The organism is Nocardia sp. CNS-044, assembly GCF_059570515.1.
In genome coordinates this window covers 1085824-1103204 of the sequence record NZ_JCANSX010000005.1, presented here as the reverse complement: position 1 = coordinate 1103204, position 17381 = coordinate 1085824, and the positions used below count along the sequence as shown (strand labels likewise).

Sequence of the window (17381 nt, the reverse complement as noted above, 5' to 3'; positions counted from 1 at the left end):
ATGTGTGCAGCACCTACCCAGGGTCAGGCCATCCCCGCAGGCGTCGACGTGGAGAAGGAGACGGTCATCACCGGCCGCGTCCTGAGCACCGACGGTCAGCCGGTCGGCGGCGCGTTCGTGCGGCTGCTCGACGGCAACGGTGACTTCACCGCCGAGGTCGTCGCTTCCGGCACCGGTGACTTCCGCTTCTTCGCGGCTCCGGGCTCGTGGACCGTGCGTGCGCTGTCGTCCGCGGGCAACGGCTCGGCGGAGGTCCGCCCCGAGGGCGCCGGCATCCACGCCGTGGACGTCGCGGTCGCCAAGTAAGGCACGTCGAACACCAACGGCCCCGGCGCTTCCCTTCGCGGAAGCTCCGGGGCCGTTGTGTTGCCCGGAAGTGGCGCTCGTTAGACTCCGAGACGTGGTCCTCTTCTTCGAAATTCTGCTGGTCCTGGTGTCCGTGCTGATCGGCTGGTTCGGTCTGTACGTCTTCTACCGGCTGTTCACGGAATCATGAGCGACCTCGCGAGCGAAGGTTCCAATTCGGCCGAGCGAGCGAGTGAACAGATGAACGGCAGCGCTCCCGCCGGGAACCCCGAGCGGGGTGACGACGTGACCCGCCGCAGCGGCGACCAGGCCGTGGCCGAGGCCGCCGAGCGCGCGAAATCGACCGGCGCCCGCAACATTCCGGTGCTGCCGGACCTGCCGCTGCCCGAGGACACCGCGAACCTGCGGCTCGGTCCCGATCTGAGCGCCTCCATGCTGGCCCTGCTGCCCATGGTCGGCGTGTGGCGCGGTGAAGGTGAGGGCAACGACCCCGAGCGCGGGGACTACCGCTTCGGTCAGCAGATCGTCGTCTCGCACGACGGCGGCGACTACCTCTCCTGGGACTCCCGCTCCTGGATCATCGAGGACGACGGCGGCTACGGCGGACCCGATCTTCGCGAAAGCGGATTCTGGCGGGTCGGCATCGACGGCAACGACGAGGTCATCGAGCTCCTGCTCACGCACAGTTCCGGCATCGTCGAACTCTTCTACGGCACCGCGCTCACCCAGTCCTCTTGGGAGTTGGCCACCGACGTGGTGATCCGCAGCCAGTCCGGCGTCGTCGTCGGCGGAGCCAAGCGCCTCTACGGCATCATCGATGGCGGCGACCTCGCCTACGTCGAAGAACGCGTCGTCGCCGACGGCCCCCTCGAACCCCGCCTCTCCGCCCGCCTCCAGCGCTACATCGGCTGAACCGGCCCGGACGAACTTCCCGGCCGTGGTCGGCGGCCCGCCGGTCGTTGTCAGAGGTCGGAGCCGCCGATCTGCGGCGATCCACGCGGCGTATGGACGCGATACTCGGCGTCCGAGACGTCACCGAGGCGGCGGGCTCAGCCCCGTTGCCCGATCGTCGTCAGGTCGATGTCGATCGGGAACGGCACGCTGATCTTCAGCCGGTCATGGAAAATCCCGGTGGCGACATAACGGCGCGTGGCTGGGTCGATCTCGTAGACGTACACAACAACAGTGCCGTCTCCCTGCTCGGTCCGCCAGTAGTGCGGAATCCCAGCGTTGGCGTACTTCATCGGCTTTGTTTCGCGGTCACGCTCTTCAGAGTCCGGTGAGACCACTTCGATAGCCAAGACAAGGTCCTCGGCGAAGTAATAGGTGTCCGGGTCCGCTCGGTTCATTGCTTCGAGCGTCACCACGATGACGTCCGGCTCCGGCATCTGGCGTTTCCCGAGCTTGACTGCCATCTCACGGTCGGCCCGGAGATGCGGAGGTGCCTGTAGAGCCAGTTCCGTCCGGAAGAGGTCGACTACCTGCCGGTGCCACTTCCGCTGCGGGCTAACGAAGATGAGACTCCCATCGATCAGCTCGGTGTGCTTCGGGAGGCCGCGCATCCGCAGGAACTCCTCGACAGTGAAACCGTTGGCAGGCGGAATCACCCAATCGGGAAGCGGCTCAACGGTCATTCGCCCAGCGTAGAGTCCCGAGGCAACAATCGTCACCATAAACGGAACGACCCCCGAGCCGTACCCGGCGGGTTCGAGAACCTGCGCGGGTCCCGGTCGGACAAGACCGGGGGCTCGGGGGTCGGGTGACTGCCTGGTATTCGCTCGGCGCCTCGCGCGGGCGGATACCACCTGCAGCGGTGGCGCTAGCGGACAGCCACCTCACGTGTCCTGGAATTACTCATTCTTCGAACCACCTCCTTCCTGTGTACTGACGAAATTAGCGAAGGATCGGCAGGTCGGCAATGGATTTTCGCGCGGGGCGGAATCGGCCGGATATTCGACCGTGACCTGGGCTGATACGTCGACGTGGACGACCGCGTCGGCGCGGTGCCCGTCCGGCAGCTGATGTGTGACGACCACCACTGTCCGGTCCGAGTCGACCAGTCCGCTCGCGGGGTCGAGCAGGGCCCGGAGCAGGTCGGCGCCGTCCTGGGCCTCGAGGTGTTCGGTGGGCTCGTCGAGCAGCAGGACACGGGCCGGTGCGAGCAGCGCGCGGGCCAGCAGGAGGCGGCGGCGCTGTCCGCCGGAGACCGCGGCCGCCCCGCCGACCAGCTCGGTGTGAATACCGTCCGCGAGCGAATCCAGCCAGTCGCCCAGACCGACCGCGCGCAGTACCTTCTCGGCCTCGGCTTCGGTGATATCGCCGCGAGCGACCCGCAGGTTCTCCAGAACGCTTGTGCCGAACAGGTGCGCGTCCTCGGCGAAGAAGGTGGTGTCGGGCCGAGGGGTGTCGAACAGCCCGGCCCACGACATGAGCAGCGTGGTCTTGCCCGCACCGCTCGGACCGACGACCGCGATGCGGCGTCCGGCGGGCAGCTCGGGCAGCTGGTGCGGCAGGCCGGACTCCCGGCGCGGGTCGGCGGCTTCGGCGGCCGAGAGCCTGCGCAGCGCGGCCCGCGCGGTGGTGATGGCCTGCGCGGCGGCCGGTAGGGGCCCGACCGCTTCGAAGGCGGAGAGCGGCAGCAGCACGAGGATGGTGAGCGCCATGGGCGTCATGGCGCCGGGCGCGCCGCCGTTCGGGCCATAGATCGCGATGCCGATGAGCAGGGCGCCGAGCACGCTGGCCCCGATGGCGAGCGGCGTCGCAGCGGCGGCCGAAGCGGTGTGGGACGCGGCCTTGTCCTCGGCGGCGACCGCGCGGTCACCCGCCTTCTTCGCCGCGGCCAGCGCCGCGTCGAGTCGTCCGGCGACGCGCAGTTCGGCCGCGTGGTCCAGCACGGTGAGCGCCTGCGCGGTGAATTCGGCGCGGTCGGCGCGCACCGCGGTCTCGGCCTCCCGCGCGGCGCGCGCCGAGAGCCAGGGCGCGAGAATGCCCGAAACCCCGAGCGCCACGGCGAGAATCACCGCCGCCGCGACGGAGATCGTGGCCAGCAGTCCGATCGCGGCGAACGCCAGCACGATGGCGACCACGATCGGCACCAGCGCCCGCACCACGACCGCACCGAGATCGTCGATATCGCTGCCGATCCGGACCAGCAGATCACCGCGTCGCAACCGCGCCGCGCTCCGCGGCTCGGTCTCGGTATCGCGCGCCCGGCGCAACCACACGTCCGAGCCCGCCAGGGTGCGGTAGACGCTCGTGCGCGCGATGGTCATCGACCGCAGCGCGACGTCGTGCGTCGCAAGCCGTTCCAGATACCTGCACAGTCCGCGCGAAATACCGAGCGCCCGCACCGAGACCACCGCGACGCTCAAATCCAGCACCGGCGGCATCTGCCACGCCCGCGCGATCAACCACGCCGCCAGCGCCGCCAGCCCGAGCCCACTGCCGAGCGCCAGCACGCCCCACCCGACCGCCACCGCGACCCGCCACGGGGAGAGTTCCAGCAGGCCCCACATCCGGCGAAAGTCGCCGCTGATCGACCCGCCCGCAGGACGTTGGTCTTCTTTGCTCACGCCGGGATCGGTGAATGCGGCCCCGGCGTGCACATCCGCAGCGCTCATGATCCGCTCACCGTCCGATCGAAGACCGAGGCTCGCACGGACACAACGTGGTCGGCGGCGGCCAGGATCGCGGGGCGGTGGCCGATGACGACGACCGTGGCGCCGTCGCGGGCTTTGGCGCGGAGGGCGGCGAGGACCGCGGACTCGCTCGCCGAGTCGAGGTGGGCGGTCGGCTCATCGAGCAGGAGTACGGGGCGGTCGGCGGCGAGCACCCTGGTCAGTGCGAGGCGCTGGCGCTGGCCGAGGGACAAGCCGGTGCCGCCCGCGCCGACGACGGTGTCCCAGCGCTGTGGCAGCTCGTCCAGCACAGCGTCGAATCCGGTAGCGGCGCAGGACGCTTCGAGGACCGCCCCGCGATCCGAATCGTCGGCGGCCCGCGCGCCCAGCAGTTCCAGGTTCTCCCGCAACGTGCCCGGCACGAGCACCGGCCGCTGCGGCAGCCAAGCAACCCGCCCCCACCACGCTTCGGGGTCCAGCTCGCGCACATCGGTTCCGTCGACCAGCACGCACCCGTCCTCCGGCCGCACGAGACCGAGCATCGCGAGGAACGCCGTCGATTTGCCGCTCCCGTTGGGCCCGGTCAGCACGGTCACGGCCCCCGGACGCAGCGCGGCCGAGAGCCCATGCGGCGCCAAACCGTCCCGCGCCCGCACACCGAGTTCGCGCATCTCGATGCGGCCGAGCGGCTCCGGTCGCGCCGCACCGCGTCCGGCCCCTTCGGCTCCGGCACCCTCGACCGCGCCGGGCGATCCGCTCTCGGATCCCGCCATCTCAGCGCTTTCGTCCGCACCGACAGCCGCCTCCGACCGGTCGGGCACCTCCCCCGGCTCGAGAATCGCGAACGCCTTGTCCGCCGCCGCCATCCCGTCCTGCGCCGCGTGGAACCGCTCCCCCACCATCCGCAGCGGCAGGTACACCTCCGGCGCGAGAATCAGCGCGACAAGCCCGGCGTACAAATCCATCCCGCCGTAGACCAACCGCAACCCGATCGACACCGCGATCAGCGCCACGCTGAGCGTCGCGAGCAACTCCAGCACCATCGAGGACAGGAACGCGATCCGCAAAGCGCGCATCGTGCGCGAACGCAACGCGTCACCGAGATCGCGCACCCGGTGCGCCATGGTGCGAGCCCGCGCCGCATCACCGCCCGCACGATCCGTATTCGCCGCCGATCCCGTGCCTTGCCCGCCTTGGCCCACGGCGACGTCCGCATCCCGTGCCGTCGCCGATCCTGCGCCCTGAGGCGCCTGGGCGGCCGAGCCACTTCCCACCCGAGCGGCACCAGCACCTCGCTCCCGTACGGAGCCGGACCGGGCGGCATTCGCGCCCTGCTCGAAACCGGACCGCTCGGCAGCGCTTCCTTCCCTCCCCAACGCGCGCAACGTCGGCATGCCCGCGAACAAATCCAGCAACTGATCCGACAGCCGAGTCGTCGCCTCCAGCGTCGCCGCCGCACGTCCCTGCGTCAGCCACCCGATCAGCACCATGAAGATCGGAATGAGCGGCAACGTCACCACCGCGATCCCCCCGGACACCGGATCGTGCATCGCGATGACCGCCAACACGATCGGCGGCACGAGCACCGCCAGCAACAGCGCGGGCAGGTAACCGCTCAGATAGCCGCGCAACCCCGACAGACCGGTCCCGACCACCACCGCGAGTTCGGTTCTCCGGCTCTCCAATTCGCGCGGCGACAGCCGTGCACCGGCCGCGAGCACCGCCGCCTCCAGCTCCGCGACCACACCCGCCCCGGCCCGATGCGCCACCCTGGCTTGCACCCAGCTCGCCGCCACTCGTGCGGCAACGGACGCGGCCAGCACCGCGAGTTCGGTTGTCCACGAGCCGAACCCGCGCGCGCCAGGATCGGTGATGACTCCGGCCAGCACCCGAGCCAGCGTCACCGCGGTGACCACGATCGACGCGGTGATCACCACGGAGAGCCCGACGCTCAGCACCAGATACCGGCGTGCCGAGCGGGCATACCGCCACAGGCGCGGGTCGACGGGCGGACGTGCCATGGCCGTCAGTCCTTGCCCGGCCTCAGCGGCAGGCCGATGTGCCCCGGAATGTGGTCCACCGTCAGGCGTTTGCGGAAGACCCAGTAGGTCCAGCCTTGGTAGCCGAGCACCACCGGCGTGACGATCACCGCCGCCCAGCTCATCACCTTCAGCGTGTACGGCGTCGACGACGCGTTGTCGATGGTGAGGTGGAAGGCGTCGCTGATGGTGGAGGGCAATACGTTCGGGAACAGCGAGCCGAACAGCAGCACCGTCGCGGCCGCGATGGCGAAGGTGGTTCCGGTGAACGCCCACCCGTCGCGTTCGGCGAATACCGCGACCGCCGCGACCACGAGCCCGAAAGCCGCGACGCCCAACGCGATCCAGGTCCACCCGGCCCCGTAGGCCAGCTGCGTCCAGAGGCCGAACCCGCCGACGACGAGCGCGGTCGGGGCGAGCAGCAGCCGCGCGATGCGCACCGAGTCGGCCCGCACCTCGCCGCCGGTCTTGAGGTTGACGAAGATCGCGCCGTGCAGCAGGAACAGCAGGCCGGTGGTCAGCGCGCCGAGCAGCGCGTACGGGCTGAACAGGTCCGCCACCGTGCCGACGATCTGCTTCTCCTCGTCCAGCGGCACACCGCGCACGATGTTGGCGAACACCCAGCCCCACGCGAACGCCGGTAGCCAGGAGCCGATACCGATACCGATGTCGCAGCGCGCCCGCCAGACCGGATCGTCGATCTTGGCGCGGTATTCGATGGCGCAGATGCGCAGGATCAGCGCGATCAGGATCAGCAGCAGCACGAAGTAGAAACCGGAGAACAGGCTCGCGTACCACTCGGGGAACGCCGCGAACATCGCGCCCGCCGCGGTGATCAGCCACACCTCGTTGCCGTCCCACACCGGGCCGATGGTGTTGAGCACCACGCGCCGCCGGGTGTCGCTGCCCTTGCCGAGGATCGGCATCAGCATGCCGACGCCGAAGTCGAAACCCTCCAGCACGAAGTAGCCGGTGAACAGGACGCCGATCAGGACGAACCAGAACTCTTGCAGACTCATCGTCGGGCTCCTCAGTACGCGAACGAAAGCTGTTCGACGGCAGGTTCTTCGGCGCGCTTGCGCTCACCGGGGCCGCCCGCGTCGTCCGGGCCCTCCGGTTCGTGCGCGTGCGGTTGCTCCGGCCCGGCGATCACGTACCGCCGCATCAGGTAGAACCACACCACCGCGAGCACGCCGTAGAGCAGGGTGAACACCACCAGCGAGGTGATCACGGTGCCCGCCGAGTGGTCCGAGACGCCCTGCTGAACGGTCATCCGCAGGGCGGGGTCGCCGGTCGGGTTCGGCACCACGACCCACGGCTGCCGGCCCATCTCGGTGAACACCCAGCCCGCGCTGTTCGCGAGGAACGGCGTCGGGATGGCCAGCAAACTCAGCCACGAGTACCAGCGCTGGTCCGGCACCCGGCCGCGCCTGGTGAGCCACAGCCCGGCGAGAACGAGCAGCATCGAGCCCGCGGCGAGGCCGATCATCGCGCGGAAGGACCAGTAGGTGACGAAGAGGTTGGGCCGGTAGTCGCCGGGACCGAACTTCTCGATGTAAGCCTTCTGCAGATCTTGCACACCATCGAGCGTGACGTCGCTGAACTCGCCCTTGGCCAGGTACGGCAGCACGTACGGCACCTCGATGACGTGGGTGACGCTGTCGCAGTTGTTGTGCGTGCCGACGGTGAGCACCGAGAAGTGCGGATCGGTCGCGGTGTGGCACAACGATTCCGCCGAGGCCATCTTCATCGGCTGCTGCTCGAACATCAGCTTGCCCTGGACGTCGCCGCTGAGCACCAGTGCGAGACCCGAGACCACGATCACCCACATGCCCGCGCGCCCGCCCGAGCGCCACATGGTGCGCGCCTCGGCCGCCTTTTCCGGGTCGCCGCTGCGCGCGTTGCGCACCATCCACCAGCCAGCGATGCCCGCGACGAAGGTGCCCGCGGTGAGGAACGAGCCCGCGACCACGTGCGGGAAGGCCGCCAGCGTCGTGTTGTTGGTGAGCACCTCCCAGATGCTGGTCAGCTCCGCGCGCCCGCGTTCCGGGTTGTATCGCGCGCCGACCGGGTGCTGCATGAACGAGTTGGCGGCGACGATGAAATACGCCGAGGCGTTCACGCCGATCGCGACCATCCAGATCGCTCCGAGGTGCAACAGTTTCGGCAGTCGTGTCCAGCCGAAGATCCACAGACCGATGAAGGTCGACTCGAGGAAGAAGGCGACCAGCGCCTCGAGCGCGAGCGGCGCGCCGAACACGTCGCCGACGAAGCGGGAGTACTCGCTCCAGTTCATGCCGAACTGGAATTCCTGCACGATGCCGGTGGCGACGCCGAGCGCGAAGTTGATCAGGAACAGCTTGCCGAAGAATTTCGTCAGCCGGTACCAGTGTTCCTTGCCGGTGATCACCCAGGCGGTCTGCATACCCGCGACGAGCGGGGCGAGCCCGATGGTCAGCGGGACGAACACGAAGTGGTAGACGGTCGTGATACCGAACTGCCAACGCGAGATGTCCAGCACACTCATCCGACCCTCCAGCAACCGTCTACGACATGTCGTAGTAAATGCTACGTGCCGGGGTTCGGCAATCAACGTGCGTTAGGACACGGCCCTCGACAAAGCGAAGGTCGTCCGCCCCGAAGAGGCGGACGTCACCTCACCAATCCCCGACGGCACCCGCCCGATCGATACCGCGATCGACCAGGTCGATGATCTCCTGCGCGTTGTCCGGCGCGGACATCCGCAAACCGTCCAGCGAATTCACCCGCGCGGCAAGGCTGATGCTGGACATCATCCAGACGCTGTCGCAGGTCAGCAGATCCGCGGTGAAGAGCAATTCGTAGGTGCACGTCCAGCCCGCCTTCTCCGCCTCCGCGAACAGCGCGCGTTGGGTGACGCCGGGCAGCACACCGTTCTTCGCGGGCGGGGTGATCAGCTTCTTGTCGCGCGCGATCACCACCGTGGAGCGCGGACCCTCCAGCACCCGGTTCTCGGTGCTGGTGAAGATCACGTCGTCGGCGCCCATCCGGTGCGCGAACCGCAGCGCGGCCATATTCGTCGCGTAGGACAGGGTTTTCGCGCCGAGCAGCTGCCACGGCGCGGCCTGGGCCAGATCGATGGAGATACCGCGCGGCAGCGTCACCACCGAGACGCCCTCCGTGCGCGCCTTCGCCACCCGCTCGGGCACCGGCATCACCAGCACGTAGGAGGTCGGCACCGGAACCGCCGCGGCGAGATCGCCCGACTTGACGCTGGAGCGCGCGCCGGACAGCTCGCTGTCGCGACCGCGGGTCAGCACCAGCCGCATGATGCCCTCGTCCTCGGTGCCCCACTCCTTGGCGGCGGTCTCGGCGGCCTCGCGCCAGCGGCTCAGTTCGGGTTCCGGAAGTTCCAGCGCCTGCGCCGAGCGCCGTAGCCTGCCGAGGTGGAAATCGAGCGCGCACGCGTTTCCACCGCGCACCAGCACCGTTTCGAAGACGCCGTCGCCGCGCAGCACCCCGATGTCGTCGGCGAACAGCAACGGCGCGTCCGGATCCTGGACGACGCCGTCCAGTGTGACAAGAACCCGATCTACCATGCGTCGAGCGTAGGCGGTATGCGCTGCCCTTGCCTATGTTTGCCACGCCGTGAAACCCGCGGGCGCGCGCGTCGAAACCCGCGGGCGCGCGCGTCGCGGACCTGCTGGCTTCGGCCGTGCCCGGACCGCCGTCCGGCCGTGCCACTACAGTGGAGACGTGTCCGTGGTCGATGCACCCAGCCCTGTCCTATCCGTTCCGGGCGCCGTCGCGGGTCCGCCCGGCACCCAGGACGCCGCCGTGGCGTGGCACTACGGCAATCCCTTCGGTGAACAACGGGCCGCCGCCGAACGCGTCGCGGTCATCGATCGCTCGCACCGTTTCGTCCTGTCCATCACCGGCGCCGAGCGCCTGACCTGGCTGCACACCATTTCCAGCCAGCACGTGGCGAACCTGGCCGACGGGCACTCGGCGGAGAATCTGGATCTCGATCTCAACGGTCGCGTGCAGCACCACTTCGTGCTCACCGATCTGGACGGCACGGTCTGGATCGATACCGAGGCCGACCACGGCCCGGCCCTGCTCGACTTCCTGCGCAAGATGGTGTTCTGGGCCGACGCCCAACCGCGCGAGGCCACCGACCACGCGGTGCTGAGCCTGCTCGGTCCGCGCGTGCGCGAACTGACCGCCGCCCTCGGCGTGGCCGAGCTGCCCGACACCTACGCGGCCGTTCCGCTGCCCGGCGGCGGTTTCCTGCGCCGTATGCCGTGGCCGACCGCCGACTCCTTCGACCTGGTGATCCCCCGCGAGCGGCTGACCGAATGGTGGGGCAAGCTCACCGAAGCGGGCGCCGAACCGGCGGGCATGTGGGCCTTCGAGGCGCTGCGGGTGACCGCGCTGCGTCCGCGCATCGGCCTCGACACCGACGACCGCACCATCCCGCACGAGGCGCGCTGGATCGGCGGTCCCGACGAACACGGCGCCGTGCACCTGGACAAGGGCTGCTACCGCGGCCAGGAAACCGTGGCCCGGGTGCACAACCTCGGCAAACCGCCGCGCCACCTGGTTCTGCTGCACCTGGACGGGTCCGCCGACGAGCGGCCCACACCCGGCACCGACGTCACCGCGGGCGGCCGCGCCGTCGGCAGGCTCGGCACCGTCGTCGACCACTACGAGTTCGGCCCGATCGCGCTGGCCTTGATCAAGCGCGCGATCCCCGCCGACACCGCGCTGGTCGCTGGTCCGTCCGCCGCCTCCATCGATCCCGATTCGGTCCCGCACGACGACACGCCGCAGGCCGGTCGTCTCGCCGTCGACCGGCTGCGCGGACGGTGATCCGCCCGAACTCGCTCGACGCCGAGCCTCGCGATCCCCATTCACACGACGAAGGGAGCGGCGCCGATGCGCAGCGATGACACCGCCCGCGTGCTCGCGGTCTGCGTGGTGCACGCCGATCTGGAGGTGCCGACCAGGGTCGGCCGCACCGCCATCGACAAGCGACCCGTCGCGGGCCGCGTCGGCGTGCGCGCTCTCGGCCTGGACGGCGATCACGTCTGCGACACCAAGCATCACGGCGGCGTGCACCAGGCGGTCTACGCCTACGCCGAGCACGACGCGCGGCGCTGGGGGGACGAACTCGGCAGGGAGCTGCCCGCGGGCTGGTTCGGCGAGAACCTGCGCATCAGCGGACTGGCCGTGAGCGACGCGGTGATCGGCGCCCGCTGGGCGATCGGCGACACCCTGCTCGAAGTGAGCGCGCCCCGCGTCCCGTGTGCCACTTTCCAGCACTGGTCCGGCGAGGCGCAGTGGGTCAAACGCTTCACGCTGCGCAGCGACACCGGCGCCTATCTGCGCGTTCTCACGGAGGGCACGATCGGCGCCGGTGATCCGGTCGAGGTGGTGCACGTCCCGGAGCACGGCATCACCGTGCGCGACGTGTTCACCGGCAACGACATGGAGCGGCTCGCCACCCTGCTCGAGCACGAGACCACCGTCTCCGACGACATCCGGATGCAGATCGACCGGCACGCCCGTCGATCCGCCAACGCCGCCCGCGCCGCCGAACGGCGCGGCGAACTGTCGACCGAGGGGGCGCGATGAGTGTTGAACTCGTCGAGGTCGTCCGCTCCGGGTTCCGCGAATGCGTGCACCGCGGATCCCTGGTGATCCTCGACGCCCACGGCGAGCCCACGCACCAGCTCGGCGAGGTGCACGTGCCGATCTTCCCGCGCTCGACCAACAAGCCGATGCAGGCGATCACCTTGCTGCGCAATGGTTTCGAGCCGGTCGACGAGGCCGAGCTGGCCATCGCCACCGCCTCGCACTTCGGTGAGCCCGACCACGTCGCCTTGGTCCAGCGGCTGCTCGACCGGTTCGGCTTCCCCGAGAAGGCGCTGGAGTGCCCGCCCGACCTGCCGTTCGAGGAGCGGGCCCGCGCCGCCGCGCTGACCGCAGACGAACCGCGCCGGATCTACATGAACTGCTCCGGCAAGCACGCCGCGATGCTGGCGACCTGCGCGATCAACGGCTGGCCGACGGAGGGCTACCTCGACGAGACCCACCCCTTGCAGCGGGCGGTGATCGCGAACATCACCGAACTCACCGGCGAACCGGAGACCGATCTCGGCATCGACGGCTGCGGCCTGCCCATCATCCCGGTCTCGCTGATGAACCTGGCCCGCGCCTTCGCGACCATGGCCACCGCCGAGCCCGGCACCCCGCCGCGCCGGGTCGCCGACGCCATCCGCGCCCATCCGCGAGTGATTTCGGGCACGAACGCGCCCGATTTGCTGGCCATGGCGGCTACCCCTGGCCTGGTCTGCAAGATCGGGGCCGACGGGGTGCACGCGGGCGCGTTGCCCGACGGCAGGGCTTTCGCGTACAAGATCGACGACGGGCACGACCGCGCGCGGATGCCCCTGACGCTGGCGATTCTGCAACGGATGGGCGTCGACTGGACCGAGGCGCACACCGAATTGGCGGCCCAACCGGTGCTCGGCGGCGGCGCTCGAGTCGGGGTGATCCGGACAATTCCCGGCGTACTCTAAGAGCCAGGACACACGGCGACAACCGGGCAAACGGGGTTCGTTCGGCAGCTCTTCCCCCACTCCTGGAAGCGCGACCGCCGGACACACGCTAAAGTGTCTGTCAGGAAGAGTATTAATTCGAACGGGGCCGCCAACAAACCCCAGGCCGCCCCGCAGTGACGCGAGGGGGTCAGCCATGGGCCGTGGCCGGGCTAAGGCAAAGCAGACCAAGGTCGCACGCGAGCTGAAGTACAGCTCAGCGCCGACCGACTTCGCGAGCCTTCAGCGTGAGCTCTCGGGAAGCCCTACCACCCAACGCAGTGGCGGTGTGCTGTCCGATGAGCACGACGCGGACGTACCCTCGTCCCGTTGGGACGAGGACGACGACTACGACGACTGGCGCCGCTGACTCGGATCAGGCGTGACGAAGGGGGAGGCCGTCCGGGCCTCCCCCTTCGATCGTTGCCATCGAGACACGGACATCGCCTTAGAGGCTTGCCATACAACGAGATCAGCGTCCCGCATCCATGGATGCGGGACGCTGATCTCGTGTGAGCCAGCCCCGATCCCTCACCCAGCTCCCACACATCCCGTATTCGCCTCACACAGGCGGTGGCTATGTGAGGCGTACACGGGATATGTGGCAGCACGGTTTTCCCAGGCCGGGACTCGAGTCGGGGTGCACCCCGACAGTGATCAGAACCGCGGGTGCTCGCCGAGCAACACGGCGCGGGCGGCGTCGGACTCCTTGGCCTTCTTCACGGTGCCGAGGGTCCAGCACTCGATGTGCCGGGCGGTGAGCACCGCGAGGGCGCGGTCGACGTCCTCCGGAGCGACGACGGCGACCATGCCGACGCCCATGTTGAACGTCTTCTCCATCTCGGCCCGCTCCACCCGGCCGCGCTGGGCGATCATCTTGAACACCGGCGCCGGATTCCAGGTGCCGCGGTCCAGCTCGGCCACCATGCCCGCCGGGATGACGCGGGCCAGGTTCGCCGCGAGTCCGCCACCGGTGACGTGCGCGAAGGTGCGCACGTCGGTCTCGGCGACCAGCGCAAGGCAGTCCTTGGCGTAGATGCGGGTCGGCTCGAGCAGCTCCTCGCCGAGGGTGCGGCCGAATTCCTCCACGTGCCCGGTCAGCGACATCCGGTCGATGTCGAGCAGCACCTTGCGCGCCAGGCTGTAGCCGTTGGAGTGCAGACCCGACGAACCCATGGCGATCACCACGTCGCCGGGCCGCACCCGATCCGGGCCGAGCACCGAGTCGGCCTCGACCACGCCGACGCCGGTCGCGGACAGGTCGTAGTCGTCGGGATCCATCAGACCCGGGTGCTCCGCGGTCTCGCCACCGAGCAGCGCGCAGCCCGCGCGCACGCAGCCCTCGGCGATGCCGGAGACCAGCTCGGCGACCTTCTCCGGGACGACCTTGCCGATGGCGATGTAATCCTGCAGGAACAGCGGCTCGGCGCCGCAGACGACCAAGTCGTCGACGACCATCGCGACCAAGTCGAGACCGACGGTGTCGTGCTTGTCCATAGCCTGCGCGACCGCGATCTTGGTGCCGACGCCGTCGGTCGAGGCGGCGAGCAGCGGCTCACGATAGCCGCCCTTGAGCGCGAACAATCCGGCGAAGCCGCCCAGCCCACCCTGGACCTCGGGACGGGTGGCCTTCTTCGCCAATGGCCCGAACAACTCGACTGCGCGGTCACCTGCCTCGATGTCCACGCCTGCCGCGGCGTACGAGGCACCACCAGTGGGGGTCTGTTCAGTCATTTTCGGGGAAAGCTCCAAACCGAATCGGCGGATAGATGCCTGCTCACGCTAGCTCATCCGCCTCTCCGCGTTTCTCGCCGGTCGTCGGTGCCGCGAGACTGTGACGCCGGGCCGCCGGTCGGGTTGGGGTCGAGTTCTGGGCGTACCCGACGAGTTACCCGGATCCTTGCGAAATCAGTCGTCACGTTTCGATTCTGTTCCGCTGATCATTCTGCCCGGTTCGCGGGCAACGGGCGGGTGTTCGAGGCATCGAGATGAGGCGGCTCGCTCCGTTGGCTTCGGTGCGAACAGCTCCCTTCACGCGGCGCCGAGTTGGCGCGGTGCGCTCCGGCGAGGTCGAGAGACGAACGGGCTCCCTCGCCTCGACAACGCGCGGCTCCGTCGAACAGCTGGGGTGACGAGCGGTGCGGCTTCGATGGCCGATGGCTCACTCCGCCGCCTCCGAGGCGAACAGGGTCGCGGCCTCGGTGCGGCGGCGGCGTTGTTCGACCGGGTCCGGTACCGGGACGGCGGCGACCAAGCGGCGGGTGTACTCCTCTCTCGGGTTCCGCAGGATCGCGTCGCGGTCGCCCTGCTCGACCACCGCGCCGTCGCGCAGGACCACGATGCGGTCGGCGAGCTGGTCGACGACGGCGAGGTCGTGGCTGATGAACAGGCAGGCCCAGCCGCATTCGCGTTGGAGTTGGGCGAACAGTTCCAGGACGGCGGCTTGCACCGAGACGTCCAGCGCGCTGGTCGGTTCGTCGGCGACGAGCAGGTCCGGGTCCAGCGCGAGCGCTCGGGCCAGGCTGGCACGCTGGCGTTGGCCGCCGGACAGCTCGTGTGGGTAGCGGCGTTCGACCCCTGCGGGCAGGCGGACGTCGTCGAGCAGCGAGCGCACCTTGGCGCGGATCGCCTCGGATTTGCCGACCTTGTGCACGATCATGGGTTCGGCGACGCAATCGCCCACGGTCATTCGGGGATTCAGCGAGCTGGCCGGATCCTGGAACACGAAACCGAACCGCCGCCGGATCGGCCGCAGCCGCCGCTGCGAGAGACCCGCGATGTTCTGGTCGCGCACCCGCACCGCCCCGGACGTCGGCCGCTGCAACGCCGCGACGCATCGCCCGATGGTGGACTTGCCGGAACCCGACTCCCCCACCAACCCCAGTGTCTCGCCCGCGGCGATGGACAGGCTCACCCCCTCCACCGCTCGGAACCGCGGACGTCCGATGGGTCCGGGGAACTCCACAACCAAATCGCGCACCTCGAGCACCGGCGCACGCTCCCCGAACTCGACGCTCCCACCACTTTTCCCGCCACGCGCGCCCAGGTGCGGGACCGCCGCGAGGAGGGCGCGGGTGTAGTCCGCCTTCGGTCGGGCGAAGAGGTCCTCGACGGGCGCCTCTTCGACGACCCGGCCCTCACGCATCACCACGACGCGGTCCGCCAGGTCCGCGACCACGCCCATGTTGTGGGTGATGAGGACGATCGCGCTGCCGATACGGTCGCGTAGGTCGCGCAGCAGGTTCAGGATCTCGGCCTGGACGGTGACGTCGAGTGCGGTGGTCGGCTCGTCGGCGATGATCACCTTGGGCTCGCAGGCGATGGCGATGGCGATCACCACGCGCTGCTTCTGCCCGCCGGAGAGCTGGTGCGGGTAGTAGTCGACGCGGTGTTCGGGGTCGGGCAGACCCACCAACCGCAGCAGTTCCACGGCACGCGCCTTGGCGGCGTTGCGCGACAGGTCGGTGTGCGCCCGCAGCGCCTCGGCGATCTGGAAGCCGACCGTGAACAGCGGGTCCAGCGCGAGCCCCGGTTCCTGGAACACCATCGAGATAGCCCCGCCGCGCAGCGCGGTGAGCTGGCGTTCGGACATCCCGGTGACCTGCCGCGTGCCGAGCGTCACCAGGCCGCGGACCTGCGCGGTCGACGGCAGCAGTCCCATCGCCGTCCGCGAACTCACCGATTTGCCCGAGCCGGACTCCCCCACGATGGCGAGCACCTCGCCGGGGAACACCTCGTAGGACACGTCGGTCACCGCGTGCACCGCGCCCGCGTCGGTGGCGAAGGTGACCGACAGTGCCTCGATGGACAGCGCGGGCCGCCGCTCCTCGGTCACGTCAGACATGATCGCCCTCCCGTCTACTCGAATCACTCTCTCCCGCACCTGGTTCGGCGCTTTCCTCCGCCACGGGCATCTCCGGCTCCCCCGTCGCGCCGACCACCACATCACTGCCCACCGCGACCGGCGCCGCGGTGCGCCGGGTGCGCAGCAGCGGGTTGAGCACCTCGTTCAAGCTCTCGCCGACCAGCGTCATCCCGAGAACGACGAGCACGATGGCGGTGCCGGGAAAGACCGCCGTCCACCAGATGCCGTTGGATACCGCCGCCAGCGACTTGTTCAGGTCGAATCCCCATTCCGCCGCCTGGGTGGACTCGACACCGAAGCCGAGGAAGCCGAGCCCGGCCAGCGTCAGAATCGCCTCGGCGCCGTTGAGCGTGATGATCACCGGCAGCGACTGGGTGACGTTGGCGAGGATGTGCCGGAACAGAATTCGCACCGTCGACGCGCCGGTGACCCGGGCGGCGTCCACGTACGGCTCCTGCTTCACCGCGACGGTGGCATTGCGCACCACCCGGAAGTACTGCGGCACGAAGATGGTCGTGATCGCCACGGCCGCGGAGAGCACACCACCGAACCCGCTGGACTCGCCGCCGGAGACCACGATCGACACCACGATCGCCAGCAGCAGGGTCGGGAACGCGTACAGCGCGTCCATGACGGTCACCAGCACCCGGTCCAGCCAGCGCCCCGCGTACCCGGAGACCAGCCCGAGCGGCACGCCGACGAAGAGCGAGAGCACCAGCGACACCACGATCACCCACAGCGCCGTCCGCGCTCCGTAGAGCACCCGGGAGAACACGTCCTCCTGCGCGACGGTCGTACCGAACCAGTGCTGTGCCGAAGGCGGTTGATACTGGCCGAAACCCACGCCGTTCTCGGTGGTCTGGGCCAGCCCGTAGGGCGCGAGGAAAGGCGCGAACAGCGCGACGAAGAGGAACCCCGCGATCAACACCAGTCCGAGGATCAGCGTGACGCGCTGCATTCCGGCGGTCATCGA

15 protein-coding genes are annotated in these 17381 nt (G+C 69.4%); 6 read left to right on the top strand and 9 right to left on the bottom strand.

Translation table 11 applies throughout. The features are described 5' to 3' along the window. On the top strand, positions 1 to 306 hold the full coding sequence (locus T333_RS06070) for a DUF1416 domain-containing protein (RefSeq protein ID WP_063023277.1): 306 nt from the start codon (positions 1 to 3) through the stop codon (positions 304 to 306). A gap of 186 nt (positions 307 to 492) precedes the next feature. Beyond that, on the top strand, positions 493 to 1218 hold the full coding sequence (locus tag T333_RS06065) for a heme-binding beta-barrel domain-containing protein (RefSeq protein ID WP_496423870.1): 726 nt from the start codon (positions 493 to 495) through the stop codon (positions 1216 to 1218). Between the two features lie 137 nt (positions 1219 to 1355). Here T333_RS06065 and T333_RS06060 read toward each other — a convergent pair whose 3' ends face one another. From T333_RS06060 to T333_RS06035, 6 genes are all read right to left on the bottom strand, one after another. Beyond that, positions 1356 to 1940, bottom strand: coding sequence for a Uma2 family endonuclease (locus tag T333_RS06060; RefSeq protein WP_496423869.1), 585 nt, complete (start codon positions 1938 to 1940; stop codon positions 1356 to 1358). A gap of 216 nt (positions 1941 to 2156) precedes the next feature. After that, positions 2157 to 3821: an ATP-binding cassette domain-containing protein gene (locus T333_RS06055; protein ID WP_355000553.1), complete on the bottom strand. Its 1665-nt coding sequence runs from the start codon at positions 3819 to 3821 to the stop codon at positions 2157 to 2159. 101 nt (positions 3822 to 3922) lie between these two features. Further along, entirely contained in the window at positions 3923 to 5944 is a 2022-nt protein-coding gene (locus tag T333_RS06050) for an ABC transporter ATP-binding protein/permease (RefSeq protein ID WP_496423868.1), read from the bottom strand. A gap of 5 nt (positions 5945 to 5949) precedes the next feature. Further along, positions 5950 to 6981, bottom strand: coding sequence for a cytochrome d ubiquinol oxidase subunit II (cydB, locus tag T333_RS06045; protein WP_355000307.1), 1032 nt, complete (start codon positions 6979 to 6981; stop codon positions 5950 to 5952). Positions 6982 to 6992: 11 nt separating this feature from the next. Beyond that, the gene (locus T333_RS06040) at positions 6993 to 8489 is read right to left on the bottom strand and encodes a cytochrome ubiquinol oxidase subunit I (RefSeq protein ID WP_355000308.1); all 1497 of its coding nucleotides are present in this window, start codon (positions 8487 to 8489) and stop codon (positions 6993 to 6995) included. Positions 8490 to 8619: 130 nt separating this feature from the next. Further along, complete coding sequence (locus T333_RS06035; protein ID WP_355000309.1) at positions 8620 to 9540, bottom strand: aminodeoxychorismate lyase; 921 nt, start codon at positions 9538 to 9540, stop codon at positions 8620 to 8622. Between the two features lie 157 nt (positions 9541 to 9697). On the opposite strand from T333_RS06035, the gene ygfZ reads away from it, so the two are divergent. From ygfZ to T333_RS06015, 4 genes are all read left to right on the top strand, one after another. After that, positions 9698 to 10813 (top strand): CAF17-like 4Fe-4S cluster assembly/insertion protein YgfZ, encoded by a 1116-nt coding sequence (ygfZ, locus tag T333_RS06030; protein ID WP_355000310.1) that lies wholly within the window; start codon positions 9698 to 9700, stop codon positions 10811 to 10813. 66 nt (positions 10814 to 10879) lie between these two features. Further along, positions 10880 to 11578: an MOSC domain-containing protein gene (locus tag T333_RS06025; RefSeq protein ID WP_355000311.1), complete on the top strand. Its 699-nt coding sequence runs from the start codon at positions 10880 to 10882 to the stop codon at positions 11576 to 11578. After that, on the top strand, positions 11575 to 12525 hold the full coding sequence (locus T333_RS06020) for an asparaginase (RefSeq protein WP_496423867.1): 951 nt from the start codon (positions 11575 to 11577) through the stop codon (positions 12523 to 12525). Before T333_RS06025 ends, T333_RS06020 begins: the two co-directional genes overlap by 4 nt. Positions 12526 to 12700: 175 nt before the next feature. Beyond that, positions 12701 to 12913, top strand: a complete 213-nt coding sequence (locus tag T333_RS06015; RefSeq protein WP_068055885.1) for a DUF3073 domain-containing protein — start codon at positions 12701 to 12703, stop codon at positions 12911 to 12913. A 287-nt stretch (positions 12914 to 13200) separates the two neighbouring features. Here the strand turns inward: T333_RS06015 and purM are convergent, their stop codons facing one another. The 3 genes from purM to T333_RS06000 form a co-directional block, all read right to left on the bottom strand. Beyond that, positions 13201 to 14277 carry a phosphoribosylformylglycinamidine cyclo-ligase gene (purM, locus tag T333_RS06010; RefSeq protein WP_355000313.1) on the bottom strand — a complete coding sequence of 359 codons (1077 nt, stop codon included), beginning with the start codon at positions 14275 to 14277 and terminating at the stop codon, positions 13201 to 13203. A 427-nt stretch (positions 14278 to 14704) separates the two neighbouring features. After that, complete coding sequence (locus tag T333_RS06005; protein ID WP_496423866.1) at positions 14705 to 16387, bottom strand: ABC transporter ATP-binding protein; 1683 nt, start codon at positions 16385 to 16387, stop codon at positions 14705 to 14707. Beyond that, positions 16380 to 17378: an ABC transporter permease gene (locus tag T333_RS06000; protein WP_357246604.1), complete on the bottom strand. Its 999-nt coding sequence runs from the start codon at positions 17376 to 17378 to the stop codon at positions 16380 to 16382. The genes T333_RS06005 and T333_RS06000 overlap by 8 nt, the downstream gene beginning before the upstream one ends. Positions 17379 to 17381: the final 3 nt, after the last annotated feature.

Bases quoted from the DNA above. Each gene is read 5' to 3' on its own strand.
- T333_RS06070 (WP_063023277.1), top strand. From the start codon at position 1: ATGTGTGCAGCACCTACCCAGGGTCAGGCCATCCCCGCAGGCGTCGAC.
- T333_RS06005 (WP_496423866.1), bottom strand. From the start codon at position 16,387: ATGTCTGACGTGACCGAGGAGCGGCGGCCCGCGCTGTCCATCGAGGCA.
- T333_RS06025 (WP_355000311.1), top strand. From the start codon at position 10,880: ATGCGCAGCGATGACACCGCCCGCGTGCTCGCGGTCTGCGTGGTGCAC.
- purM (WP_355000313.1), bottom strand. From the start codon at position 14,277: ATGACTGAACAGACCCCCACTGGTGGTGCCTCGTACGCCGCGGCAGGC.
- T333_RS06020 (WP_496423867.1), top strand. From the start codon at position 11,575: ATGAGTGTTGAACTCGTCGAGGTCGTCCGCTCCGGGTTCCGCGAATGC.
- T333_RS06015 (WP_068055885.1), top strand. From the start codon at position 12,701: ATGGGCCGTGGCCGGGCTAAGGCAAAGCAGACCAAGGTCGCACGCGAG.
- T333_RS06040 (WP_355000308.1), bottom strand. From the start codon at position 8,489: ATGAGTGTGCTGGACATCTCGCGTTGGCAGTTCGGTATCACGACCGTC.
- T333_RS06060 (WP_496423869.1), bottom strand. From the start codon at position 1,940: ATGACCGTTGAGCCGCTTCCCGATTGGGTGATTCCGCCTGCCAACGGT.
- T333_RS06035 (WP_355000309.1), bottom strand. From the start codon at position 9,540: ATGGTAGATCGGGTTCTTGTCACACTGGACGGCGTCGTCCAGGATCCG.
- T333_RS06055 (WP_355000553.1), bottom strand. From the start codon at position 3,821: ATGTGGGGCCTGCTGGAACTCTCCCCGTGGCGGGTCGCGGTGGCGGTC.
- T333_RS06065 (WP_496423870.1), top strand. From the start codon at position 493: ATGAGCGACCTCGCGAGCGAAGGTTCCAATTCGGCCGAGCGAGCGAGT.
- T333_RS06050 (WP_496423868.1), bottom strand. From the start codon at position 5,944: ATGGCACGTCCGCCCGTCGACCCGCGCCTGTGGCGGTATGCCCGCTCG.
- cydB (WP_355000307.1), bottom strand. From the start codon at position 6,981: ATGAGTCTGCAAGAGTTCTGGTTCGTCCTGATCGGCGTCCTGTTCACC.
- T333_RS06000 (WP_357246604.1), bottom strand. From the start codon at position 17,378: ATGACCGCCGGAATGCAGCGCGTCACGCTGATCCTCGGACTGGTGTTG.